Annotated in this window: 20 protein-coding genes; 5 read left to right on the top strand and 15 right to left on the bottom strand. The window is 64.9% G+C overall.

Going from position 1 to position 24,886, the window contains the following annotated elements; genetic code table 11:
- Positions 1-118: 118 nt before the first annotated feature.
- Together X268_RS34125 and X268_RS34120 are read right to left on the bottom strand one after the other, a co-directional pair.
- Positions 119-1,222 (bottom strand): hypothetical protein, encoded by a 1,104-nt coding sequence (locus X268_RS34125; RefSeq protein WP_128929015.1) that lies wholly within the window; start codon positions 1,220-1,222, stop codon positions 119-121.
- Entirely contained in the window at positions 1,222-2,658 is a 1,437-nt protein-coding gene (locus tag X268_RS34120; RefSeq protein WP_128929014.1) for an MBOAT family O-acyltransferase, read from the bottom strand. The genes X268_RS34125 and X268_RS34120 overlap by 1 nt, the downstream gene beginning before the upstream one ends.
- A 198-nt stretch (positions 2,659-2,856) precedes the next feature.
- Between X268_RS34120 and X268_RS34115 the strand changes: the two genes are divergently transcribed.
- Positions 2,857-4,956 (top strand): S9 family peptidase, encoded by a 2,100-nt coding sequence (locus tag X268_RS34115; RefSeq protein ID WP_128929013.1) that lies wholly within the window; start codon positions 2,857-2,859, stop codon positions 4,954-4,956.
- Positions 4,957-5,044: 88 nt separating this feature from the next.
- Here X268_RS34115 and X268_RS34110 read toward each other — a convergent pair whose 3' ends face one another.
- The 5 genes from X268_RS34110 to X268_RS34090 form a co-directional block, all read right to left on the bottom strand.
- Positions 5,045-5,764, bottom strand: coding sequence for a ribonuclease activity regulator RraA (locus X268_RS34110; protein ID WP_128929012.1), 720 nt, complete (start codon positions 5,762-5,764; stop codon positions 5,045-5,047).
- 97 nt (positions 5,765-5,861) lie between these two features.
- Positions 5,862-7,598 (bottom strand): L-arabinonate dehydratase, encoded by a 1,737-nt coding sequence (gene araD / locus X268_RS34105; RefSeq protein WP_164938069.1) that lies wholly within the window; start codon positions 7,596-7,598, stop codon positions 5,862-5,864.
- The gene (locus tag X268_RS34100; RefSeq protein ID WP_128929011.1) at positions 7,595-8,455 is read right to left on the bottom strand and encodes an ABC transporter permease; all 861 of its coding nucleotides are present in this window, start codon (positions 8,453-8,455) and stop codon (positions 7,595-7,597) included. The genes araD and X268_RS34100 overlap by 4 nt, the downstream gene beginning before the upstream one ends.
- A gap of 11 nt (positions 8,456-8,466) precedes the next feature.
- Positions 8,467-9,228, bottom strand: a complete 762-nt coding sequence (locus tag X268_RS34095) for an ABC transporter ATP-binding protein (protein WP_128929010.1) — start codon at positions 9,226-9,228, stop codon at positions 8,467-8,469.
- Complete coding sequence (locus X268_RS34090; protein WP_128929009.1) at positions 9,228-10,247, bottom strand: ABC transporter substrate-binding protein; 1,020 nt, start codon at positions 10,245-10,247, stop codon at positions 9,228-9,230. The genes X268_RS34095 and X268_RS34090 overlap by 1 nt, the downstream gene beginning before the upstream one ends.
- Positions 10,248-10,341: 94 nt before the next feature.
- Between X268_RS34090 and X268_RS34085 the strand changes: the two genes are divergently transcribed.
- Positions 10,342-11,058, top strand: a complete 717-nt coding sequence (locus tag X268_RS34085; RefSeq protein WP_128929008.1) for a GntR family transcriptional regulator — start codon at positions 10,342-10,344, stop codon at positions 11,056-11,058.
- Positions 11,059-11,123: 65 nt separating this feature from the next.
- Here the strand turns inward: X268_RS34085 and X268_RS34080 are convergent, their stop codons facing one another.
- On the bottom strand, positions 11,124-13,304 hold the full coding sequence (locus tag X268_RS34080) for a HAMP domain-containing methyl-accepting chemotaxis protein (protein ID WP_128929007.1): 2,181 nt from the start codon (positions 13,302-13,304) through the stop codon (positions 11,124-11,126).
- 363 nt (positions 13,305-13,667) lie between these two features.
- Between X268_RS34080 and X268_RS34075 the strand changes: the two genes are divergently transcribed.
- Both X268_RS34075 and X268_RS34070 read left to right on the top strand, forming a co-directional pair.
- Positions 13,668-14,087 carry a response regulator gene (locus X268_RS34075; protein WP_128929006.1) on the top strand — a complete coding sequence of 140 codons (420 nt, stop codon included), beginning with the start codon at positions 13,668-13,670 and terminating at the stop codon, positions 14,085-14,087.
- Positions 14,065-17,658: a PAS domain S-box protein gene (locus X268_RS34070; protein WP_128929005.1), complete on the top strand. Its 3,594-nt coding sequence runs from the start codon at positions 14,065-14,067 to the stop codon at positions 17,656-17,658. The genes X268_RS34075 and X268_RS34070 overlap by 23 nt, the downstream gene beginning before the upstream one ends.
- Before the next feature lie 153 nt (positions 17,659-17,811).
- On the opposite strand, the gene X268_RS34065 is transcribed toward X268_RS34070, so the two are convergent.
- Positions 17,812-18,447: a response regulator transcription factor gene (locus tag X268_RS34065; RefSeq protein ID WP_128929004.1), complete on the bottom strand. Its 636-nt coding sequence runs from the start codon at positions 18,445-18,447 to the stop codon at positions 17,812-17,814.
- Between the two features lie 150 nt (positions 18,448-18,597).
- On the opposite strand from X268_RS34065, the gene X268_RS34060 reads away from it, so the two are divergent.
- On the top strand, positions 18,598-18,909 hold the full coding sequence (locus tag X268_RS34060) for a hypothetical protein (protein WP_128929003.1): 312 nt from the start codon (positions 18,598-18,600) through the stop codon (positions 18,907-18,909).
- 156 nt (positions 18,910-19,065) lie between these two features.
- On the opposite strand, the gene X268_RS34055 is transcribed toward X268_RS34060, so the two are convergent.
- The 6 genes from X268_RS34055 to X268_RS34030 form a co-directional block, all read right to left on the bottom strand.
- On the bottom strand, positions 19,066-19,569 hold the full coding sequence (locus X268_RS34055) for a response regulator (protein ID WP_128929002.1): 504 nt from the start codon (positions 19,567-19,569) through the stop codon (positions 19,066-19,068).
- A gap of 142 nt (positions 19,570-19,711) precedes the next feature.
- Positions 19,712-20,029: a PilZ domain-containing protein gene (locus X268_RS34050; protein ID WP_128929001.1), complete on the bottom strand. Its 318-nt coding sequence runs from the start codon at positions 20,027-20,029 to the stop codon at positions 19,712-19,714.
- 2 nt (positions 20,030-20,031) lie between these two features.
- Entirely contained in the window at positions 20,032-20,910 is an 879-nt protein-coding gene (locus X268_RS34045; protein ID WP_128929000.1) for a CheR family methyltransferase, read from the bottom strand.
- 60 nt (positions 20,911-20,970) lie between these two features.
- Entirely contained in the window at positions 20,971-21,357 is a 387-nt protein-coding gene (locus X268_RS34040) for a response regulator (protein ID WP_018321619.1), read from the bottom strand.
- Between the two features lie 31 nt (positions 21,358-21,388).
- Positions 21,389-21,862 (bottom strand): chemotaxis protein CheW, encoded by a 474-nt coding sequence (locus tag X268_RS34035; protein ID WP_128928999.1) that lies wholly within the window; start codon positions 21,860-21,862, stop codon positions 21,389-21,391.
- Between the two features lie 83 nt (positions 21,863-21,945).
- Positions 21,946-24,741 (bottom strand): hybrid sensor histidine kinase/response regulator, encoded by a 2,796-nt coding sequence (locus tag X268_RS34030; RefSeq protein WP_128923795.1) that lies wholly within the window; start codon positions 24,739-24,741, stop codon positions 21,946-21,948.
- Positions 24,742-24,886 lie beyond the last annotated feature (145 nt).

Here is a 24,886-nt window from a genome sequence, read left to right as displayed (position 1 = left end):
GTTTGGCGAAGACGCGGAGTTGCCGGCGCGCGCGACAACTCTTCCCTGGAGTTATGGGTCCCGGAGCTGCGCGCGCTTGAGGCGCGCTTGTCCGGGACGACAGCGGAGCGGTTGGCTACTACTGCGGCACCCGATACGCCTCGACCTGCGACTTCAACTCTTCTAACGACTTCAACGGCGCCTTCGGATCGACGCGATACTCCCCGATTGCCAGCCACTTCAACACCTTCGTGTCCACCACCGGCGAATGGTGGATGACGTCGCCGTAATTGTCGAGATCGTGCGTCACCTGCTTGATCGCGCGAAAATCGTGCAGGCGCACGTTCGGTAGAAGCGTCAGGCGCTGCGCGATGCGCGCTGTGAGATCGGTGACGATCTTCAGCGTCTCGGGCGAGGCGTCGCGCATCGCGACGAATTGCAGGATCGAATAGGGCGGGAAGTAGACATCGAAGGTCACGTCCGGGTGGCGCGCGATCAGGCCAACGGCGTCGTGCTCGAAATGCCGGACCATGGCCTCAAGGTCGTAGCCTTCGCCGAGGAAGCGGCGGCGCGAGGGAGCAGTGATGTAAGCGAACGACGCCAGCGTCTTCGTCGCGTTGTACTCGCGCGCAACATCGAAATCCCGCGGCAGCGCGTAGATGTCGTCGACATCGGCAAGCGCGAACTTGACAGGCAGATAAGGCGCCGCGCGGGTCAGCGGCTCCCGCAGCGGCGGGACGGAGCGCAGCAAGGCGAACAAGGATTCCTTCGCCATGGCGGCACTGAACAGATAGGACGCGATACCCTTCGCCGTTGCGCGATAGAGATCGACCGAGAGATAGGGATCGGATTCGATGTCAGCTGCATCGACGAAGATGAAATCGTCCATCTCCCAGATCACGCGCCTTGCGCCGCGATCGATCGCCCGCTCCAGCACGAAGGCCTGCTGGCGCGAGTTGGACCCGGTCATCGCCAACTTGAGCGAATGGACGGCGAGTGCGCGGTCGATGTCGCTCTGGCGGAAATGGATCGCGAGCGAGGTGCCCATGAAGGCGGTGTCGAACGACTGGCTGCGGATCAGCCCGGCATTCTGCACGCGCGTGTCGTCGGAATAGAAGGCAGCCAGACGCGAGGGGCGGAACAGTTGCAAGGGATCGATGGCGTAGGTGAGCAAAGCTGCGCCGAGCACGCACGCGATGCTCGCGAGCAGAAGACGCTTCAGATGTGTGTACGTGGCGCGCATCAGAACCGGAAATAGATAAACTCGCTGTGGCTCTGGATGCCCAGGATGCCGAATGCGAGCACTAGCGACGCCGCATAGAGAAACAGCGGGCGCATCCGCCCGGCCCGCAAGGCTTCGCCGACCCTGCGGCCCGCGTGGTCGTAGCCCATCAGCGCTTGCGTGTTCGGCCCCAGCCACACCAGCGCGGCGTAGACGGCGACCATCACCAATGCGGCGATCTCCTCGCGGCCCAGCACGATATTCGAGGGATCAGCCATGGCGTGGAGCACGCGCAGCGCCCATTCCACACTCACGGCACGGAAAAACACCCAGGCGACGACGACGGCGAGGAAGGTCAGCACGGCGCCTGCGATTCGGAACGGGCGGACCAGCAAGCCAGGCACGTCAGGCACCAGCGCGTTGAACGCGTGATTGACGCAGAGATAGGCGCCGTGCAGCGCGCCCCAAATGACAAAGGTCCAGGCCGCCCCATGCCAGAGCCCGCCGAGCAGCATCGTGATCAGCAAATTGACGTAGCGCAGCACGCGGCCGCGCCGGTTGCCGCCGAGCGGGATGTAGAGATAGTCGCGCAAGAATTGCGACAGCGTCATGTGCCAGCGGCGCCAAAACTCGACGATGCTCGTCGCCTTGTAGGGCGAGTTGAAGTTTACGGGTAAGAAGATGCCGAACATCAGCGAGATTCCGATCGCCATGTCGGAATAGCCGGAGAAATCGAAATAGAGCTGGAACGTGTAGGCGAGCGCGCCGAGCCAGGCCTGGTCGAAGCTCGGCGAGCGCGCCTCGAAGGCGAGCGCGACCAGCGGCTGGATGCCGTCGGCAAGGCAAGTCTTCTTGAACAGGCCGATGGCGAAGATGATGACGCCGCACAGAATGAGATGCGGATCCGGATGCTTCGATTGTTTTCGCTCGAATTGCGGGATCATGTCCTTGTGGTGGAGGATCGGGCCCGCGATCAGGTGCGGAAAATAGGTCACGAACAGCGCGTAATGCGGCAGCGCATAGGCCGCGACCTGGCCGCGATAGGCGTCGACCAGGAACGCGATCTGGGTGAACGTGTAAAAAGAGATGCCGACCGGTAACAGGATGTGCGGCGCGACATGCGTGCCGAACAGCGCGTTGATGTTCTCTGCGGCAAAGCCGGCATATTTGAAGATGCCGAGCACAAGCAGATCGCCGGTAACGCCGAGCGCGAGCGCGGCCCTTCGTCCTGACGGGCCGAGCTTCGCCACGATCAAGAGATGGCCGATGCCGTAATTGAACGCGATCGAAAGCAGCAGCAGGACCACGAACTGCCAGCCGCCGATGGCGTAGAAGGTGATCGAACCCAGCGCCAGCCAGATCACCGGGGCCAGATTGCTGCGCCGACCCAGCCAAAAATAGCCGGCCAGCACGGTCGGCAGGAACAGCAGGACGAAGGGATAGGAATTGAACAGCATCAGGCTGGACCGGCGGCGGGAATATGAAGCCTAAAGCACACAAGGGGCCGATCAACAACCCGGTGACTTGGCGCAAGTCTTTGGCACTAGCCGCGCTGGCAATTGGTGAAATCGGGACGATATAAGACGGTGAATCTTCCACTCTCCCCGCAAGCGCGGAGAGGGGAAGGAACGCCGACGTACCTGAATGAGGACCGAGTGACACAAGCCAAGACGCCTTCGAAGCCCCCCGTCGCACCACGCCGGCCGCATTCCTTCACGCGGCACGGGATCACCGTGACCGACGACTATGCCTGGCTGAAGGACGAGAAGTGGCAGGAGGGGCTGCGGGATCCCAAAGTCCTCGACCCCGATATCCGCAAATATCTGGACGAGGAGAACGCCTACACCGAGAGCCTGCTTGGCCATACCGCGCCGTTGCAGAAGACGCTGGTGCGCGAGATGCGCGGGCGGATCAAGGAGGACGATTCCAGCGTGCCGTCACCCGACGGTCCGTTCGCCTATTTCCGCAGGTTTCGTGAAGGCGGGCAGCACGAGCTGTTCGGCCGCATGCCGCGCGATGGCGGCGACGGCGAGATCGTGCTCGACGGCGACGCGCTCGCCAAGGATCACAAATATTTCAAGTTCGGCGGCAGCCGGCACTCCTACGATCACAAGCTGCAGGCCTGGAGCGCGGACACCAAGGGCTCGGAATATTTTTCCATCCGCGTCCGCGACTGGGCGAGCGGCAGAGATCTCGACGACCTGGTCGAGGAGACCGACGGCGGCGTGGTCTGGGCCGCCGACTGCAAGAGCTTCTTCTACGTGAAGCTCGACGACAATCACCGCCCGATGCAGGTGTGGCGGCACAAGCTCGGCACCAGGCAGGCCGACGACACGCTGGTCTACGAAGAGCAGGATTCCGGCTGGTTCACCCACCTGCATGAGAGCACCAGCGGCCGCTTCTGCGTGATCGCGGGCGGCGACCACGAGACAAGCGAACAGCGGCTGATCGACCTCGCCAATCCCGAGGCGCCGCCGCGCCTCGTCGCGGCACGCGAGGAGGGCGTGCAATATTCGCTCGCCGACCGCGGCGACGAGCTGTTCATCCTCACCAATGCCGATGATGCCATCGACTTCAAGATCGTCACCGCGCCGCTTGCTTCGCCCGAGCGCAAGAACTGGCGCGATCTGATCCCGTATCGTCCCGGCATCTACCTCATCGATCTCGATCTCTATGCCGGCCATCTGGTGCGGCTCGAGCGCGCCAATGCGTTGCCGTCGATCGTGATCCGCGATCTCGCTGGCGGGGAAGAGCATGCCATCGCCTTCGACGAGGCCGCCTATTCGCTGGACACGATGGGCTCCTACGAATTCGAGACGACGAATCTGCGCTTTTCCTATTCCTCGATGACGACGCCGTCAGAGGTCTATGATTACGACATGGTCAAGCGTACGCGCACCTTGCGCAAGCGCCAGGAGATTCCGTCTGGGCATGACGCGGCCGACTACATCACCACACGTATCATGGCGAAGGCGCATGACGGCGCTGAGGTGCCGGTCTCGATCCTCTATCGCCGCGGGCTGAAGCTCGACGGCGCGGCGCCGCTGTTGCTCTACGGCTACGGCTCCTACGGCATGGCGATGCCGGCCTCGTTCAGCGCCAACCGCCTGTCGCTGGTCGATCGCGGCTTCGTCTACGCCATCGCGCATATCCGCGGTGGCGCCGACAAGGGCTGGGGCTGGTATCTCGACGGCAAGCGCGAGAAGAAGACGAACAGCTTTGACGATTTTGCCGCCAGCGCCCGCGCGCTGATCGAGGCGAAATACACCAGCGCCAGGCGCATCGTCGGCCATGGCGGCTCGGCCGGCGGCATGCTGATGGGCGCGGTCGCCAACCGCGCCGGCGAGCTGTTCGCCGGCATCGTCGCCGAGGTGCCGTTCGTCGACGTGCTCAACACCATGCTCGACGACACGCTGCCGCTGACGCCGCCGGAATGGCCGGAATGGGGCAACCCGATCGAGAGCGAGAAGGATTTTCGCACCATCCTCTCCTACTCGCCCTACGACAACGTCGCGGCGAAGGACTATCCGGCGATCCTGGCGATGGGCGGGCTGACCGATCCGCGCGTCACCTATTGGGAGCCTGCCAAATGGATCGCGCGCCTGCGCGCCACCATGACCGGCGGCGGCCCGGTCTTGCTTCGCACCAACATGGGCGCCGGCCACGGCGGCGCCTCGGGGCGCTTCGACCGGCTCGACGAGGTCGCGATCGTCTATGCGTTCGCGCTGTGGGCGGCGGGGATGGCGGAGGCGTGACCTCGTAGCCCGGAGCGCAATCCGGGATTCGCGCCGACATCAGGACTGTTCCCGGATTACGCTACGCTCCATCCGGGCTACGAGAGCGCTATCTCCCGTTCTTCTTGCGCCATTCCGCGAAGTCGGTGAGCGTCTGCGGGTCGGTGGCGGGGTAGAGACCGAAGATGCCGCGGCCCTTGCCGACTTCCTCCGTGACGAAGTCCTCGAACGCGGTCATCTCGAAGGTCTCGCTCGCGATCTCGTCGGCGAGATGCGCAGGGATGACGATGACGCCGTCGGCATCACCGAGGATGACATCGCCCGGAAACACCGGCGCATCGCCGCAGCCGATCGGCACGTTGATCTCGATCGCCTGATGCAGCGTGAGGTTGGTCGGTGCGCTGGGGCGATGGTGATAGGCGGGAATGCCGAGCTTGGCGATCTCGGCGGAATCGCGGAAGCCGCCATCGGTGACGACGCCGGCGACGCCGCGCTTCATCAAGCGCGTCACCAGGATCGCGCCGGCCGAGGCCGCGCGCGCATCCTTGCGGCTGTCCATCACCAGCACGGCGCCGGGCGGGCAATCCTCGATCGCCTTGCGCTGCGGATGCGAACGATCCCTAAAAACGTCGATGGTGTTGAGGTCCTCGCGCGCCGGCATGTAGCGCAGCGTGAAAGCCTCGCCGACCATGGTCGGCTGGCCGGGACCGACCGGATGCACATCCTGAATCATCTGAATGCGCAGGCCGCGCTTGAACAGGGCGGTGGCGACGGTGGCGGTGGAGACGGATTTGAGCTTGTTGCGGGTGGCTTCACTGAGTTTTGGCATTTGTGTATCCTCATCTGTCATTCCGGGGCGATGCGAAAGCATCGAACCCGGAATCTCGAGGTTCCGGGTTCGCTTCGCGGCCCGGAACGACGGTGAATTAGTAAATCGACGGCTCGCCGATCGGCGCGCCGAAATCGGTCTCGAGGAAGTCGAAGTCGCAGCCGTCATTGGCCTGCTTGATGTGCTTGGTGAACATCCAGCCGTAACCACGCTCGAAGCGGCGATCGGGCTGCTTCCAGGCGGCGCGGCGCTTTGCGAGCTCGGCCTCGGGGACATCGAGATTGATGGCGCGGGCGGCAACGTCGAGCGTGATGCGGTCGCCGTTCTGCACCAGCGCCAGCGGGCCGCCGATATAGGACTCCGGCGAGACGTGCAGGATGCAGGCGCCATAGCTGGTGCCGCTCATGCGCGCATCCGAGATGCGCACCATGTCGCGCACGCCCTGCTTCACCAGCTTGGTCGGGATCGGCAGCATACCCCATTCCGGCATGCCCGGCCCGCCCTGCGGCCCCGCATTGCGCAGGATGAGAATGTGATCTTCGGTGACGTCCAGATTGGGATCGTCGACCGCCTTCTTCATCGACGGATAATCGTCGAACACCAGCGCAGGACCGGTGTGCTTGAGGAAACGCGGCGCGCATGCGGAGGGCTTGATGACGCAGCCGTCGGGCGCAAGGTTGCCCTTGAGCACGGCAAGCGCGCCTTCCTTGTAGATCGGATTGTCGATTCCGCGGATGACATCGGCGTTGTGCACCTCGGCGCCCTCGATGTTCTCAGCCAGCGTCTTGCCGGTGACGGTGATGCAGTCGAGATGCAAATGCGGCTTGATCTGGCCCATCAGCGCCGGCAGACCGCCGGCGTAGAAGAAGTCCTCCATCAGATAGGTATCGCCGCTCGGGCGGACATTAGCGATCACGGGCACCTTGCGGCTCGCGATCTCGAAGTCGTCGAGGCTGATGTCCTGGCCGGCGCGGCGGGGCTGCGCGATCAGATGGATGATCGCGTTGGTGGAGCAGCCCATCGCCATCGCCACCGCGATCGCATTCTCGAACGCCTTGCGGGTCTGGATCACCTTGGGCGCCAGATCCTCCCACACCATCTCGACGATGCGGCGACCGCATTCGGATGCCATGCGGATGTGATTGGCGTCGGCGGCAGGGATCGAGGAGGCGCCGGGCAGCGTCATGCCGATCGCTTCCGCAATCGCGGTCATGGTCGAGGCGGTGCCCATGGTCATGCAGGTGCCGTAGCTGCGGGCGATGCCGGCTTCGATGTCGAGCCAGTCCTTGTCGGAGATCTTTCCGGCGCGGCGCTCGTCCCAATATTTCCAGCCGTCCGAGCCGGAGCCGAGCGTCTTGCCTTTCCAGTTGCCGCGCAGCATGGGACCTGCCGGCAGATAGATCGCCGGGATGTTCATTGAGGTCGCGCCCAAGAGCAGCGCCGGCGTGGTCTTGTCGCAGCCGCCCATCAGCACGACGCCGTCGACGGGATGGCTGCGCAGGAGCTCCTCGGCGTCCATCGCCAGCAGATTGCGATAGAGCATGGTCGTGGGCTTCAGCAGCGATTCCGACAACGACAGCGCCGGCAGCTCCAATGGCAGGCCGCCGGCCATCAGGATGCCGCGCTTGACGTCGTCCACGCGCGACTTGAAGTGCATGTGGCAGGGCTGCGCGTCCGACCAGGTGTTGAGGATCGCGATGATCGGCCGGTCCTTCCACTCCTCCGGGGCGTAGCCCATCTGCATGGCGCGGGAACGGTGGCCGAACGAGCGCAGATCGTCGGGCGAGAACCAGCGCGCGCTGCGGAGCTGGTCGGGCGTTTTCTTCTTGGTCATGATTGGGTGCCCCATTTCTGGACGGTATTCCGCTCGATGGCGCGGAAGATCAGGTTCTCGACAAAGAGCCCGATGATGATCACCGTCAAGAGGCCCGCGAACACTGCCGGTATGTCGAGGAGATTGCGGTTCTCGAAGATGAACCAGCCGAGCCCGCCCTGGCCCGATGACACGCCGAACACCAGCTCCGCCGCGATCAGCGTGCGCCAGGCAAAGGCCCAGCCGATCTTCAGGCCGGTGAGGATCGAGCCGAACGCCGCCGGGATGAGAATCTCGGCGACGTAAGGCAGCCCGCGCAGGCCGTAATTGCGGCCGACCATGCGCAGCGTGTTGGACACGCTCTTGAAGCCGGAATGAGTGTTGAGCGCGACCGGCCAAAGCACCGAATGGATCAGCACGAAGACCAGGCTGCCATTGCCGAGCCCGAACCAGATCAGCGCCAGCGGCAGCAGCGCGATTGCCGGCAGCGGGTTGAACATCGCCGTCACCGTCTCCAGGAAATCGGTCCCGATGCGGGTGGAGATGGCGAGGATCGTGAAGATCGCGGCCAGCACGATGCCGGCCGAATAGCCCATGAACAACACCTTGAGCGAAGTCCAGGCGCGCATCGGAATGGTGCCGTCCTTGACACGGTCGAACAGCGTGATCGCCGTGTCGTGCAGCGTCGGGAACAGCAGGGGATTGTCGAGGGTGACACCGTAGGCCTCCCACACCGCGGCCAGGAACAGGATGATCACGGTCTTACGGACGAAGCCGTCGTTCCACAGCAGCTCGGCCACGCTCAGCTTGCGCTCGACCTCGCCCGCGCCCGAAACAGCGGCCGGCTCGGCCCGCAGCAATATCCTGGCTTCGCCCATTTCAGGCTCCTTCAATGCGCGGTGGCTTCGCCGGCGAACAGGAGATCGTGGATCTCCTTCTCCAGCCGGCCGGCGCGGCCGTCTTGGTTCGAGACCTTGTCGACGTCGACCACCTCGGCCTTGACCCGGCCGGGATGCGGCGACAGCAGCAGGATACGGTTTCCGATGCGGATCGCCTCCGCGATGGAATGGGTCACGAACAGCACGGTGAATTTGGTCTCGCTCCAGAGCTGGAGCAGCTCGTCCTGGCAGGTACGGCGCGTCAACGCGTCGAGCGCGGCGAACGGCTCGTCCATCAGAAGAATGTCCGGCTCCATTGCCATGCCGCGCGCGATCGCGACGCGCTGCTTCATGCCACCGGACAGCGTGTGCGGATAGGCATCGACAACGCGGGTCAGGCCAACCTTCTCGATGTAGGCCCGCGCCTTTGCCTCAGCGTCCTTGCGCGACAATCTTCGCGCGGTCAGCAGCGGAAACATGACGTTGGCAAGCACGCTCTTCCAGGGCAGGAGCTGGTCGAATTCCTGGAAGATCATCATACGATCGGCGCCGGGGCCGTGAATCTCGCGGCCGCCGATCGTCATGCGGCCCTCGCTCGGGCTCATATAGCCGCCGACGGCCTTGAGCAGCGTCGACTTGCCGCAGCCGGACGGCCCGAGCAGCACGAAGCGGTCGGACTTGTCGACCGCAAAGCTCACTCTCTCCGTGGCGGTGACGACTGCGCTGGAAGTCTTGTAGCACAGCGTCACGGAACTGACGTCGAGCAGCGCCATCAGTTGCCCTTCAGGTCGTGCGCGACGGGAAGATAGTAGTCCGTCCACGCCTTGGGCTGGTTCTTCAGCGTGCCGGTCTTGAACAGATGGGCCGCGAACTTCATCGTGCCTTGCGGCTCGAGATTCCACTCCATCATGCCGGGCTCCTTCAGGAGGTCGAGCAGCTCCTCGACCGAGGTCTTGTCACCGGTGATCTCCTTGTAGATCTCGACCGCCTGCCTCGTGTCGCTGCGGATCAGGTCCTGCGCTTCCTTGGTGGCGTCCCGCACGGCCTGGATGATCTTTGGATTGGCGTCCGCAAACTTCGTGGTGGTGAAGAACTGGGCCTGGCTGAGCGGCCCGCCCATCACGTCCGGCGACGACAGCACGATATGGGCGCCCGGTACGTTCTTCAGCTCCAGGAAGGTAAACGGCGGGATCGAGAAATGGTTGTGCACCTCGTGCTTGGGATTGGACAGCGCAGCATAGGCGTCGGGATGACCGAGCTGCACGGTGTTGGCGTCCAGCTTCGACCATTGGTCGGCACCAAAAGCCTCGGCGGCCGCGATTTGCAGCACGATCGCCTGCGTGGATACCTTCACCGTCGGCACCGCGATCTTGTCGGCCGGACCAAAATCCTTGATCGATTTGATGTTGGCATCGCGGCTGATCAGCGTCATCGGCTGCGCCGAGGTGGCGACGATGCCCTTGACGCCGCCGCGGGTGCGATCCCACAGCAGCAGCAAATTGCCGGTGCCGGTATTGAGGATGTCGACACCGCCGGCGAGCAGCGCATCGGTCTGCGCGCCGCCGCCGGAGAAGGTGATCCATTTGGTGGTGACGCCGGAGACGCCGAGCGCCGCTGTGTGCTTCTCGATCAGCTTCAGCTTCTCCATGATGTGGCTCGGCATGTAGAAGATGCCGGGCTGGCGCGACAATGCGATCTCGGATTTCTGCTGCGCCGTCGCGGGCGAAGCCGCCAGCGCGGTTGCGACGATCAGGGCGATGGCGGCGACGCCACGCTGAAATGGCTTGATCATAGTTGTTGGTTTCCTCCGGCCGCCATTGACGGGCGATCTCGGTGATGCACTAATGCATTAGTGCATCAAAGGCAAGCCTGCCGGAGCCCTTCGCATGGAAACCGCCCATCCCGCGTCCCGCGCGACCGCCCGCCGGAGACCGCGCCTCGACCGGGCCCGGCAGGCCGCACCGCAGGTATTCGAGCGGCTGCGCGACGTTATTCTGGCGCTCGAGTTGCCCCCGGGCGCGCCGCTGTCGCGCACCGATCTTGCCGCGCAATTCGGCGTCAGCTCGACGCCGATCCGCGACGCCCTGATGCGGCTTGAGGAAGAAGGGCTGGTGGAGGGGTTTCCGCAGCACGCGACCGTGGTCAGCCGGATCGATGTCGGCCGCGCCGAGCAAGCGCATTTCCTGCGCCAGGCGCTCGAGCTCGAAATCGTCCGGCTGCTGGCGGAACAACATGACGCGGCTCTGGTCCTCCGCCTCGACCACGTGATCGCGCTTCAGCAGCAGTTCGCTAAGGCCGGCGACTTCGAGAGCTTTATCGCCGCCGACAATGATTTTCACGCGCAGCTCTATGCGGCGGCCGGCAAGCAGGAGCTTTGGACGCTGGTGCGCAGTCGCAGCGGACATATCGACCGGCTGCGCCGGCTGCACTTGCCCTCACCCGGCAAGGCGCAGAACATCCTTCGTCATCACAAGCTGATCACCCGCGCGATCGAAGCCGGAGATCCCGACGCCGCGCAACAACATCTTCGCAAGCATCTGTCGGGCACGCTGAGCGAGCTCGACAAGATCCGAAGCTGCTACCCGGAGTATCTGACGGATTAGAGCATGATACCATGACGCTTGGCGCTGCAGCCCGCGGCATCGATTAAAGCCTCGGTCATTCCGTTTTAGGCCGCGTTCTGGTGGCTGCGCCGCTCCGGCCCGCGGTCATCGGGATCCAGGCTCCTGCAGCGATCCATCGGGCCGTTGCGCAGCTTGACGAAGAAGGCCTGGACCTCGGCGGCGAGGCGCTCGGACGCCCCCGAGACTTCATTCGCTGCCCCCATCACTTCGTCCGCAGAGCGGCTGGGTTCCGTGATCGCGCCAGAGACGGTGCCGATGCTGGTTGCGAGCGTCTGGGTCCCCGATGCTGCCATCTGGACGTTCTGCGAAATCTCCCGCGTCGCCGCGCCCTGCTGCTCCACGGCGCTGGCGATCGCGGCGGCGACCTCGTCGATCTGGCGCATGGCGGTGGTCACCTCCTTGACGGAGGCGACCGCGCTGCCGGTCGAGTTCTGGATCGCGGCGATGTGCTGGGCGATATCCTGCGTCGCGTTGCGGGTCTGATCGGCCAGGGCCTTGACCTCGGAGGCGACCACAGCAAAGCCGCGGCCGGCCTCGCCGGCGCGCGCCGCCTCGATGGTGGCGTTGAGCGCAAGGAGGTTGGTCTGAGCCGCGATCGCCTGGATCAGATCGACCACCGAGCTGATGCTCTGCGCGGCATGCGCGAGACCCTCGATCTCCGCCTCCGAGCGCGCGGTCACCTCGCCCGCAGACCGCACCGTCTTGTTCGACAGTTCGATCTGGCGGCCGATCTCGACGATGGAGCTTGCAAGCTGCTCCGCGGCGGCGGCAACGGTCTGGACGTTGACTGCGGTCTGCTCGGACGCGGCGGCCGCGGACGTGGCCTGGTTCGTCGCATGATGGGCGATGCCGCCGAGGTTCTCCGCGGTCTGGCGCATGGTGCCCGCATTCTCGCCGACCAGCGCGAGCAGGTCGCGCGAGGTTGCGCGAAACTCCTCGACCGCGTTCTCCATGTTGCGATTGGTGGCTTCGCGCGCCTCCGCCTCGCGCGCAAGGCCTGCCGCGGCCTGCTGCTGGGCGATCACATTGTCGCGGAATTTGGCCACCGCCTGAGAGACGGTTCCGATCTCGTCACCGCGTTCGGCCGTCCTAAATTCGACGCTGGTGTCGCCGCCGGACAGACGCGCGGAATCTCCCACCAGCTCGATGATCGGGCGCGTGATGGACCGCGCAACCAGGATCGCGATCGCGGTGCCGAGCGCAAGCCCCGCGACGAGCAGGATCCATTGCAGCTGCAGCAGCCTCTCGGTCTTGTCGGCGACGCGGCGGGCATCCGCGGCGAGCTTCGACTGCTGGTCGCTCTTGAGGCCGCCGGACCGCTTGCCTTCCGCGTCCTTGCGGCCGTCGAGGAGATCGAGGATGCGGGCTGCACGAGGGGCCGCCTCGGTGGACAGGATGAACACGGGCATGTTCCATTGCGGCGTCTGGCGGATCGCGAAGATCTTTCCCGGCGATGCCGTGAAGGCTTCGTTCGCTTTCACGATGGCCTGATAGGCGGTTCTCTGGGTGGAGGTCAGCAGGGCTTGCTGCGCCCCGACCGAGGCGAGCGCGGCCCGGAATGTCGCAAGCGGCTTCTCGAATTTGTCGCGGTCGGCGGCTTCGCCGGAGGCCACATAGAGCCGCAATTGCGATCCCGCCGCGGCGAGATTGCCGCGGACGTCGGCGAAGGTCTTGAGCAAATGCTTGCGCTGCGGCGTCGCCTCAAGCATCTCCTCCTCGTCGATCATCGCGGTGATCTCGGCGAACATCGTCGCGATCAGCGGCGCGGCCTCTTTCGTCAGGAGCTCGCTGGCCGGATAGGCCGATGGGGTGAAGGCGGCCAGCTCGGCCTTGTCCTGGGCCTGGCGGAATTCCGCAATCAGCGCCCTCGCCTCGCGCCAATTGACCTTGTTCTCCGGGCTGGAAAATCCTTCGGCCATACGGTCGACCGCTTCCATGGTGCGATCGAGCTCGGCCCAGACCGCGGCGCGGTCGCGCTTACCCTGCGCGTCGCCGGTCAAGAGGTAGCCGCGCAGCGTCGAAAGCGTGGAGTAGAGATTGCCGACCAGCTCGGTGCTCGCAATCGCGACCGGCGCCCGCTGATTTGTGACGGTATTGATGCGCGAGGAGATGTCCAAGACCGCGGTGACGGTGTAGATCACGGTCGCCGCGAGCAGCATGCAGATGAGCGCGAAGCCGCCGAGCAGCCGGGTGCGAATTCCGGTATTCGCCATCGATTTGAACATAAGTCTCTCGTACTGAATTGGTCTGATCGGCGGGCCCGCTTTGGTGCCCGGACGGGGCAATGCAATCCGTGACAATTGACGTCTGGAACGGTGCCGAGTCTGGCCCGCCGCCTTTAATCTCCGGTGAAAACGGGCGCCCGTACAACTACGGCGAGAACAATAGTTCTCAGGCTACGCGCAGACTTGGGGCGTGATATGCACGGAACCATGCATAGTGAGGGCGTCTGCCATGGCCGGCCAAGCGGCCGCACGCCGCTCGCGAAGTGCTTGCAGGCTGGGCGGAATCCGCGCAACAATTTCATCTTTGATGGTTTGATTTGTGGCCGCGGGGAATGCCCCCATCCGGCCCGGAGGAATTCAGACGTGGCCAACATCCTGATCGTGGATGACGACCCGGCCGTTCAAATCACGATCCGGCTGCTCCTGGAGGGGGCCGGTCATCACGTCACCGTCGCCGGCGACGGCTGCAAGGGACTTGCTCTGTTCGAGGCCAGCCGGTTCGATCTGTTGTTTCTCGATATCTTCATGCCCGGCATGGATGGGCTGGAGACAATGCGTCATATCCGGGCGTCGGCCCCGGCCATTCCGATCATCGTCATTTCCGGCCGTTCGGCCGCGCCGGATGCCTATGCGGAGCCGGACTTCCTGAAGATGGCGACCAAGCTCGGGGCGGTGGCAAGCCTGCAGAAGCCGTTCCGACCCGGCGCGCTGCTCGCCGCGGTCGATGGCTGCCTGAAGGCCGGCGAGGCGGAGGGGTCCGATGTCCGCTCCGGCCACCGATAACGAGGGCTCATCTGCTTCAGGCCAGATCGGCCAGGATCGTGCGGGACGTCCTGTGATCATCCCGATGACGCTCGCCACGCGGCTCACCATCGCGATGATCCTGCTGGTCGCGGTCACGGTGGCCGCGGTCGGCTGGCTGGGCTACCGCAACACCACGCAGGCGGTCATTCCGCGCGTGCTGGAGCGAGTCGAGGCCCAGTCACGCCTGCTTGCGACCAGCCTGGAATCCTACGTTTCCGGAGCTCGCGGCGACCTGGTCGGCTATCGCTCCGCCGCAGCCATCAACGGTCTGATCCGCGCTCACGTCGCTGGAGGAATTGACCCTGTGGACGGCGTCTCGGAGCAGACCTGGCGCGAGCGTATCGCGACGCGGCTCGCAGCCGAGATCGAGGCCAAGCCGAGCTACGGGCAGTTTCGAATCATCGGTCTTGACGACCAGCAGCGCGAGTTGGTCCGCGTCGACCGCTCTGGTCCAAACGGAGCGGCGAGGATCGTCCCTGGCAGCGAGCTGGAGCACAAGAGCGACCGAGCCTATTTTCAGGACACGATTCGGCTGGCGCCGGGCGAGATCTACGTTTCGCCGATCGAGCTCGCGACACGCCAGGGCGGCACCATGGACTTGCACATTCCGACGCTGCGGGCCGCGACGCCCCTGTTCACGCCGGATGGCAAGCCGTTCGGCATCATTATCGCCAATATCGACATGCGTCCGGCTCTCGACCACGTCCGCGGGACGGCGAGCTCGGGTGGAGAGATCTACGTCGTCAATTCGCGCGGCGACTATCTCGTTCATCCCGATCGCGCGCGCGAATTCGGCTCGCAGCGCGGCCACGCCACCAACTGGCGCGATGATTTTCCATTCTTCTCGGCCCTGGCCGGCAGCTCGGACGTATCGACACGGCTCATGACGGATGGGTCGGGGCGGCCGAGCGGCGCGGCAATGGCGCCGGCGCTGCTGGCCGGCAAGGAATGGGTCGCAATCATCGTGACCATTCCGCCCGCCGTATTCGGCCGGGTGCCGGCCGCCATTCAAAAGACGTCCCTACTGGTCGGCGTGCTCGCCGTCCTCGCTGCGGCTTCACTCGCGGTGCTGCTGGCGCGCTCGTTGACCCGTCCGATCGGCCGCCTGACCGCGGCCGTGGAGGCGATCGGGCATGGGAAACCAGCGAACATCCCCATCGATGCCGGCGGCGAGACCGGCGTGCTGGCGCGGGCTTTCGCCCGGATGGTCGAAGAGACCCGCGTGAAGACCGCTGCTCTGGAGCGCGAGGTCCGGGAGCACCGCCGCACCGAGGCCGCGCGAAGCCATCACGCGGCGCGCGAGAGCCTGTTCAGCGCGGCGGTGGAATCGTCCGACGATGCAATCGTTATGCAGTCGCTCGATGCCGTCATAACAGGCTGGAATCCCGCCGCCGAACGCCTCTATGGCTATTCGGCGAGCGAGGCGATCGGGAAATCCACCTCGATCATCGTGCCTCCCGACCGCCGCGAGGATGGCAAGGAATATTTGCAGCGGATCGCCCGCGGCGAGACGATCGAGCGCTTCGAGACGGTGCGCTTGCGCAAGGACGGCACGCCGGTCGAGATCTCGCTCAGCCTGTCGCCGATCAAAGGTCCGTCGGGCGAGATCATCGGCGCCTCCGGCAGCGCGCGCAGCCTGACCGAGGCACGGCGCGCCGAGCGGGCGGTGCAGCAGCAGCTCGAGGAGCGGCGGCAGATCTTCGAGACGTCGCAGGACCTGATCATGATCATGAACGCGCGGGGCCATATCGCGCAGATCAGCCCGAGCAGCGAGGCCATTCTCGGCTATCGTCCGGAACAAATGATCGGCCGCAGCGGCGCCGACTTCATCCATCCTGGTCATCTGGAGCAGTCCCGCGCCGAGATGCGCGCGATGCGCCAGGGCGAGCGCGTCAAGCTCGCCGACACCCGCTGCTTCCACCATAACGGTCACGAGGTCTGGCTGTCCTGGCTCGGAAGCTGGTCCGAGCAGGCGCAGCGCTACTTCTTCGTCGGGCGCGACATGACCGAGGCGCGGCTCGCGCAGGAATCGCTGCGCGAGAGCGAGCGGCTCGCCCGCAACATCGTCGAGACGTCGCTCGACGCCTTCATCCAGACCGACGAGACCGGCAGCATCCTGAACTGGAACTCGCAGGCCGAGCAGCTGTTCGGCTGGCGCCGCGAGGAGGTGCTCGGCAAGAGCACCATCGACCTCATCGTCGCCGAGAGCGAACGCGAGAGAGTGCGGGCGGGCCTGAAGCAATTCCTAGCGAACGAGGACGGCCGGACGCTGAACCGCCGCCGCGAGCTGCTGTGCCGCCGCCGCGACGGCAAGGAATTCAAGGCCGAGCTGAGCGTCACCGCGCTGAAGCGCCGCGAAGGCCTGCTGTTCAACGTGTTCTACCGCGACCTCACCGACAAGATCGCTGCCGAGGAGCGCATCCGCCATGCCGAGAAGATGGAGGCCGTCGGCCAGCTCACCGGCGGCGTGGCGCACGACTTCAACAATATTCTCACCGTCATCACCGGGACGATCGAGATCCTCGCAGAGGCCGTCGAGAAGGAACCGCAGCTTGCGGCCATCACGAAGATGATCGACGAGGCGGCCGCGCGCGGCGCCGATCTGACCCAGCACCTGCTCGCTTTCGCGCGCAAGCAGCCGCTCCAGCCGCGCGAGATCGACATCAACTCGCTGGTCGTCGACACCGCGAAGCTGTTGCGGCCGACGCTGGGGGAGCAGATCCAGATCGAATCGGTTTTCGAGGACGAGAACTGCGTCGCGATCGTCGATCCGAACCAGCTCACCACCGCGATCCTCAACCTCGCCCTCAACGCCCGCGACGCTATGCCCGGCGGCGGCAAGCTGATCCTGGAGACCGGCGCCGCCTATCTCGACGAGGCCTATGCCAGCGCAAACGATGTGCCGCCGGGGCACTACGTTCTGATCGCCGTGAGCGATACCGGCACCGGGATCCCTGCGAGCATGTTGACGAGGGTGTTCGACCCCTTCTTCACCTCGAAGGGACCGGGCAAGGGCACCGGGCTCGGGCTCTCAATGGTCTACGGTTTCATCAAGCAGCCCGCAGGCCACATCAAGATCTACAGTGAGGAAGACCACGGCACCACGATCAAGATGTACCTGCCGCCCGGCAAGACGCCGACAGCGGTCGGCGAGGGCGTGACGCCGGCGACGATCGAGGGCGGCCACGAGACAATCCTCGTCGTCGAGGACGACCGGCTGGTGCGCGACTACGTGCTGGCGCAGCTGCATTCGCTGGGTTACGTCACCTTGCAGGCGGCGAACGCGGCGGAGGCGCTCGCGATCGTCGCCGCCGGAAAGCCGTTCGACCTTCTGTTCACCGACGTCATCATGCCCGGCAAGATGAACGGACGGCAGCTCGCCGACGAGCTTCTGAAGACGCGCCCGGACCTGAAGGTGGTCTACACCTCCGGCTACACCGAGAATGCGATCATCCATCACGGCCGGCTGGATTCCGGCGTGATGCTGCTGGCCAAGCCCTATCGCAAATCGGATCTGGCGCGGATCATCCGCAAGGCGCTGAGCGGATGAGGAGCATCTCGCGTCCCGGACGAGGCGCAGCTCGTAGCCCGGATGAGCGAAGCGGTATCCGAGACTTCCGCAGCAGCGTTCCCGGGTATCGCGGAGCCTGTCATCGGGCGGCGCTTCGCGCCGACCCGTTGGCTCACCCGGGGTACAACAGCTCTACGACGCGCGCTGAGCCGCAGTCATCACGATGCGGATCAGATCGGCGGCGTTGCGCGCGCCGAGCTTCTTCATGATGTTGGCGCGGTGATCTTCGATCGTGCGCGGGCTGATGCCGAGCGTGCGGCCGGCTTCCTTGTTGGACGCACCGGAGGCAAACTGCTCGAGCACCTCGCGCTCCCTGCGCGTCAGCGGCTCGCGTCCGGGGGAATGCAGCGAGCCGAACTTCGGCGAGGCGTTCTCCGCCTGCCTGCGCGCATAGGCGCCGATCGCCTCGTCGAGCCGACCGACGATCTCGCTGCCGCGGAACGGCTTCTCGATGAAGTCGAGTGCGCCGCTCTTGATCGCGCCGACCGCCATCGCGATGTCGCCCTGTCCCGAGATCATGAAGATCGGCGCCGGATAGTCCTCGCCGTGCAACTCCTTGAGAATGTCGAGGCCCGACTTTCCGGGAATGTGCACGTCGAGCAGGATCGCAGCAGGCGTGCGGTTTCGCGCGACGGAGAGCAGCGCTGCGCCGTCCGCGAAGCAGATCACTTCATAGCCCGCCGCCTTCAACACCATCGACAGAGTGTCGCGAACGGCAGGATCGTCGTCGACCACGAAGATTTCACCGCGAGAATTTTGTTCGGCCATGTGCCACATCCGGTTGGCATGAAGGACTCGCGTCCGCGCCAACCGTTTATGGCGTTCGGCGCGGATTCGGCCCACCCGTATTTGTACGGGACATGGACTTAACGCACAAGTAGCGGCAAGGTGCCTAATTGCGGGGTACGGAGAATATCCATGCTAAATTTCGCAGGCACATCCCCGCTTGTCGCGATGCCCGAAACCGACAGCCGTCAGTTGATCGCCGCCGATCTTCGCGCTCTGATCACACGGATCGAGAGCAGCATGCGCCTGATCGACGCAGCGATGATGGAGACCGGCGTGTTGGAAACGGGCCTGGCGCACGGCGATCCGGCCGGTTCCACCGATATTTTCGTGCTCGACGACCTCACGCCGCGCTATGCGAGGGCGAGCGCCGCCCTCAACGCCTGTCGAGCCGACCTTGGCCACGCCCTGCAATGCTTGTCAGAATCCGGCAACCCGGCATAAATCGTGATCGGCGCGTCGCGCCGGCCGCATCCCATCGCATGGCAGCTCCGCAAGACTAAAGCGCGATGAGCCTTAGATGAAGTGTCGTCGCGCTTTAGGTTGTTGTTTGCGCATGATCTTTCCGGACAGCCGCTTCGCACTTTTCCGGATCATGCCTTAAGCGCGGTGCCGTTCCACGATCGCATCGGTGGCGACACCGCCCCAGGTGTGGATCGCGGGCAGGCCCATCGCGGTCTTGCCGAGATTGGCGAGGCTGATACGCAGGGCCGCAAGATCGAGCGGCTTCGGCAGGCTCTGAAGCTCGATCCCGACGGACCGGGCGAAGCTGCGGGCGGCACTGCGGCGCTTGCCATCCATGCCGCTGACGACGATCACGGCACCGCCGAACTTCGCCGCCGCCATTTCCCGCAGCACGTCGATGCCGTCGCCGTCCTCCAGCACCAGATCCAGCGTCACGCAATCGAAGCGGGCGGCGCGCAGCTTCTCGATCGCATCCGCTACCGACGGCGCCACGGTGACTTCGTGGCCGGCCTGCTTGGCGGCGACCGTGATCAGGCTGCGCTGCGTGGCGTCGTCATCGACCACCAGGAGCTGAAGCGCACGCCGTTCGGTGCCGTCGGGCAGGTTGGACGGGATGGGGGAAAGAGAACTTCTGGGCATTTCCGTATCCTGACATTGAGACCATCAACGGATACACGGTTCGCGCTTAGGCCACGTAAAGCTGCTGTCGCGAATTCGTTCGGATGTTTTCAGAAAATGTGAAGCAAGCGGACGGAAAAAGGGCGGCAACAGACGCGGGCAATCACGCCGCAGCGTCATGGCCGCCGCCGGCACCGCGCTTCTTCCTGTTCTTGCCGCGCAGGAACTGGATGTCCATTTCGGCGCCGTTGACGCGGACCAGCTCGCAGCGGCGATATGCGAGGCCCGTGGACGACAGCAGCAGGAAGAACTCCTTCAGGTTCAACCCCTGGATCGAGCCTTCCACGGTGAGAATGGCGTCGGTGTCGGAGATCGCGTTCAGCTTGCAGTCGCGGCGCCAGGTGCCGTCGATGGCCATGATGCAGACATCATAGCCGCGACTGAAAGTTACGCGTTCCGTACCCTTGCCGTCCTCGGCCATGTCTATCGTCCTGCCACGGCCGCGAGGCGCGGCGCCGCGCCGGCGAGAGCGGGCTTGGCGGCTGCAGCACGCGGATCGTTCGGCTTGTAGAGGCCGCGCCGCTCCGCAAGCGGGCGGAACGTATCGGTCAGGCCGACCACGGTTTCAGCCGCGCCCAGCACCAGGAAGCCGTCCGGCTCGATCTGCCGCGCCAGCCGGTTGAAGATGTTGATCTTGGTGTCCTGGTCGAAATAGATCAGCACGTTGCGGCAGAAGATGACGTCGAAGGTGCCGAGCTGAGAAAAGTCATGCAGTAGGTTGAGCTGGCGATGCTGGATCATCGCCCGCAATTCGGGATTGACCTGCCAGGTCTCGCCGGTCTGCTTGAAATATTTGACCAGCATTTGGATCGGCAGGCCGCGCTGCACCTCGAACTGGCTGTAGACGCCGGCCTTGGCCTTCTCGAGCACCTCCTGCGACAGGTCGGTCGCAATGATCTCGATGCGCCAGCCGGTGAGAGCCGCGCCCATCTCCTTCAGGCACATCGCCAGCGAATAGGGCTCCTGCCCAGTCGAGCCCGCGGCGCACCAGATGCGCACGCTGCGCTTGGCCGCGCGCGCCCTGATGATCTCGGGCATGATGGTGTCGCGGAAATGATCGAACGGGACCTTGTCGCGGAAGAAGAAGGTCTCGTTGGTGGTCATGGCCTCGACCACATCGGTGATCAGTTGGCGCGAGCCGCCTTGCAGCTTCTGCACCAGCTCCGCGATGCCGGAGAGCCCGGCCTTGCGGGCGAGCGGCAGCAGGCGGCTTTCGATCAGATATTGCTTGTCTGCGGACAGGTCGAGCCCGGAATTGTCCTTCAGGAACTTACGCAGATACTCATACTCGGTCGGGGTCACGAATAGCCTCTTCGAAGCTGTACTGGAACACTCTGGCCAAAATGCGCGGGCCAGACTCACTCAGACCATGGCTTGTCCGACCGGGATCAAGCCGACCTCCGCAAACTTGTCGGCGATGATGTCTTTGTCGAAGGGCTTCATGATGTACTCGTTGGCGCCGCCGCTGAGCGCCTGGGCGATATGAGCCACATTGTTCTCGGTGGTGCAGAACACCACCTTGGGCTGGTCGCCGCCCGGCAGCCGGCGCATGTGGCCCATGAATTCGAAACCGTCCATCACGGGCATGTTCCAGTCGAGCAGCACCGCATCGGGCAGCTGCCGCTGGCAGATCTCGAGCGCCTTCGAGCCGTCCTCGGCTTCGGTCACCTCGAATTCCAGGCCTTCCAGGATCCGGCGGGCGATCTTGCGCACCACGCTGGAATCATCGACCACCAAGCAGGTCTTCATGTTGGTTCTCCGGCTCCGATGTTTCGTTGGCTCACGCAGCCATTTGGACTTTGGTTTCGAGCTCGAGGACACGGTCGACGTCGAGGACGACCATGAGCTGTCCGTCGAGGCGGTGGACGCCGCCGGCGAGCTTGGCCATGCGGGGGTCGAGGTTGACGGGGTTTTCTTCCTTGCCGTCCTCGGGCAGGCGCAGCACCTCGCCGATCTGGTCGATGAGCAGGCCATAGGATTCGCCGCGCAGATCGACGCCGACCGCCATCGCGGTCTTGCCGTCCTCAGGCTGGGGCAGGCCGAGCCGGGCGCGCATGTCGACCACGGTGACGATGCGGCCGCGCAGGTTCAGCACGCCGGCGATCTCGCGCGAGGCCAGCGGCACGCGGGTGACGCGCTCGGGCATGAACACGTCCTGGACGCGCGAGATCGGCAGGCCGAACAGCTGGCCGCCGATCATCGCGGTGACGTATTCGACCATGGCGCCTTCGCTGGACTGGGTCTTGCTGGTCATCGATCTGGCTCCTGATCCCGAACGCTCTTCTGTTTGAGCATGATCTTCTCGGAAAACCGCTTCACACTTTTCCGGATCATGCTCTACGCCGCCGCCCGGCTCAGCTCGGAGGCGCCGGCGGCGCCCGCGGTCTGCTCCTTCAGCGCCGCAATCAGACCGGGACGGTCGAACTTGGCGACATAGTCGTGGAAGCCGGCCTGACGGCCGCGCTCGATCGCCGCCGGCGACACCAGCGCGGACAGGCCGATGATCGGCGTCGCGGCGAGGTTGTTGTCGGCGCGGATAACTTCCGCGAACTCGAACCCGTTCATGTCGGGCATCTCGATGTCGGTCAGGATCACGTCGAAGCTCTGGGCCCGCAGCGCCGCCAAGCCCTCCTGCGCGGTCGGCGCGGTGCGGACGCGGTAGCCGGCGGCCTTGAGCACGGGCGCCAGCATGTTGCGGAAGAACGCAGAGTCGTCGACCAGCAGCACCGACTGCGAGTGCAGCGACGGCTTCATCTCCTTGCGGGTGAACCAGTCGGAGAACGCCATCGGCAGGAAGTGGCCGACGTCGATCACCTCGGTGGCCTGGCCCTTGATCACGGCCGAGCCGAGAATGCCGGAGGAGGAGCCGCCGACCTCGATGTTGAGCCGTTCCTCGACGATGTCGATGATCTCGTCGACCACGAGGCCCATGGAGCGGCCGTCGTCGGCGAACACCAGGATCGGCTGGGCGCCCTGGCTCGCGATGGTGACGCCTTCCATGGCCACCAGCGGCATCAGCTGCTCGCGGTACTGCACCATGTAGCGGCCGTTACTGAACTCGATCTTGTCGGCGGGCAGCTCTTCCAGGCGCGTGACGAGCCCGAGCGGGACCGCCTTGGGCTGGGACGAGCCGGCGCGGAACACCAAGAGCGAGGTGGTCTGCTCGCCCGAGCCGATGTGGTGGGCGCCGTTCTCGTCGCCCATGTCGTGGGCCGAGGAGCCGGCGGCGCCGAGCGCCTTGGCAATGCCGTTGGGGTCGATGATCATGATGACCGCGCCATCGCCCAGAATGGTGTTGCCGGAGAACATGTCGATGTGCCGCAGTTTGGTCGACATCGGCTTCACCACGATCTCTTCGGTATGGAAGACGCCATCCACCACGATGCCAAAGGTCTGGCTGCCGACCTGGGTGACCACGATGAAGCCGTTCTCGGGATCGCTGGCGGCGCCGTCGTCGATCTTGAGCAGCTTCTTCAGATGGATCAGCGGCAAGAGCTTGTTGCGCAGGCGCAGCACCGCGGTGTCCTTGATGCGCTCGATGCGGTGCTCGGAGTTGGCGCGGGCCCGCACCAGCTCGACCACCGAGAGCTGCGGGATCGCAAAACGGTCGCCGGCGGCCTCGACGATCAGGGCCGAGACGATGGCGAGCGTCAGCGGGATCTTGATGGTGACGGAGCTTCCTTCACCGGCCACGCTCTTGATGTCGATGGTGCCGCCGATCTGGTCGATATTGGTGCGCACCACGTCCATGCCGACGCCGCGGCCGGAGACCGAGGTGATGGCAGCCGCAGTCGAGAAGCCCGGCGCGAAGATGAACTTGTGGATCTGGGCTTCGCTCATCTTCTCCAGCTCGGCCTCGGTGACGAGACCGCTGGAGAGCGCCTTGGCCTTGATCTTCTCGGTGTTGAGGCCTCTGCCGTTGTCGGCGATGCAGATGATGATGTGGCCGCCCTCGTGATAGGCGGACAGGCGGATGGTGCCCTGCTCGCCCTTGCCGCTGGCCAGGCGCTCGGCGGGGGTCTCCAGGCCGTGATCGGCGGAGTTGCGCACCATGTGGGTGAGCGGGTCCTTGATCAGGTCGAGCACCTGGCGGTCGAGCTCGGTGTCGGCGCCGTGCATCTCCAGCTCGATCTGCTTGCCCAGTTCGCTCGAGAGGTCGCGGACGATGCGGGGCAGCTTCTGCCAGGCATTGCCGATCGGCTGCATGCGCGTCTTCATGACGCCTTCCTGCAGCTCGGCAGTGACGTTGGACAGGCGCTGCAACGGCACCTTGAACTCGGTGTCCTCGTTGCGGCGGGAGATCTCCAAGAGCTGGTTGCGGGTCAGCACCAGCTCGGAGACCATGGTCATCAGGTGCTCCAGCGTATCCACGTTGACGCGGATCGACTGGTTGGCGATGCGGTCGCCCTCGCTGGCGCCCTCGTCGGCCATCGACTTCTTCGGCGCGGCCTTCTCCTTGGCGGCGGGCTTTGCGGCTTCCTTTGCGGGAGCCTCTGCGGCCGGCGCGGGCTCGGCCTTCACTTCAGCCTTGGCAACCGGCGCAGGCACCGGCGCTTCGATCGCGGTCTCGCGGAAGGCGCGCTCGAGCTCGTCGAGCGAGACCTCGCCCGGACGCAAGGGGCGCTCCAGCGTCTGCTCGATCAGCGAGCCCGTGGTCATCTCCTTGGCGGGTGCGGGCGCAGCGGCCGGTGCTTCCGGCGCCAGCGGCGGGGCGTCAGCGACAGGAGCAGCAGCGCTGCCGGCCGCCATTGCCGCCATGCCCTGCTCGACCATCGCCTCCAGCTTGTCGATGAGGTCGCGGTCGTTGCCTTCGGGCTCGGCCTCGGTCGCCTCGAGCCCGGCCAGGATCTCCTTGATGCGGTCGATCGAGGACAGGATCACCGTCACCGCCTGCCCGGTCACCGGCATGCCGTCACGGAATTTGCCCATCAAGGTCTCGCCGGCATGGGCCAGCGCCTCAAGCCGGGGCAGGCCGAGGAAGCCGCACGTGCCCTTGATGGTGTGAACCAGGCGGAAGATGTTATCCAGGATCTTGGCGTTGTTCGGCTCCTGCTCGAACTTCACCAATTGATTGTCCACGGTGTCCAGGCTCTCGCTGGTCTCCGTCAAAAACTCCCGCAACAGATCATCCATGAGCGACGCCTTACTGACCTGACCCTGGACTTCGACGCCTGAGCCACCCTTGGCGCGGACGGAAGCCCTCTTCTCGATCGTTAGACATCCCCTTTCACAGTCCCGTTAATTTCATCCTCCGTGCTAATACGGATATTGAAGAGAA

This window comes from Bradyrhizobium guangxiense, from assembly GCF_004114915.1.
Taxonomy (GTDB): Bacteria; Pseudomonadota; Alphaproteobacteria; order Rhizobiales; family Xanthobacteraceae; genus Bradyrhizobium; species Bradyrhizobium guangxiense.
This window is presented reverse-complemented; position numbering and strand designations above follow the sequence as displayed.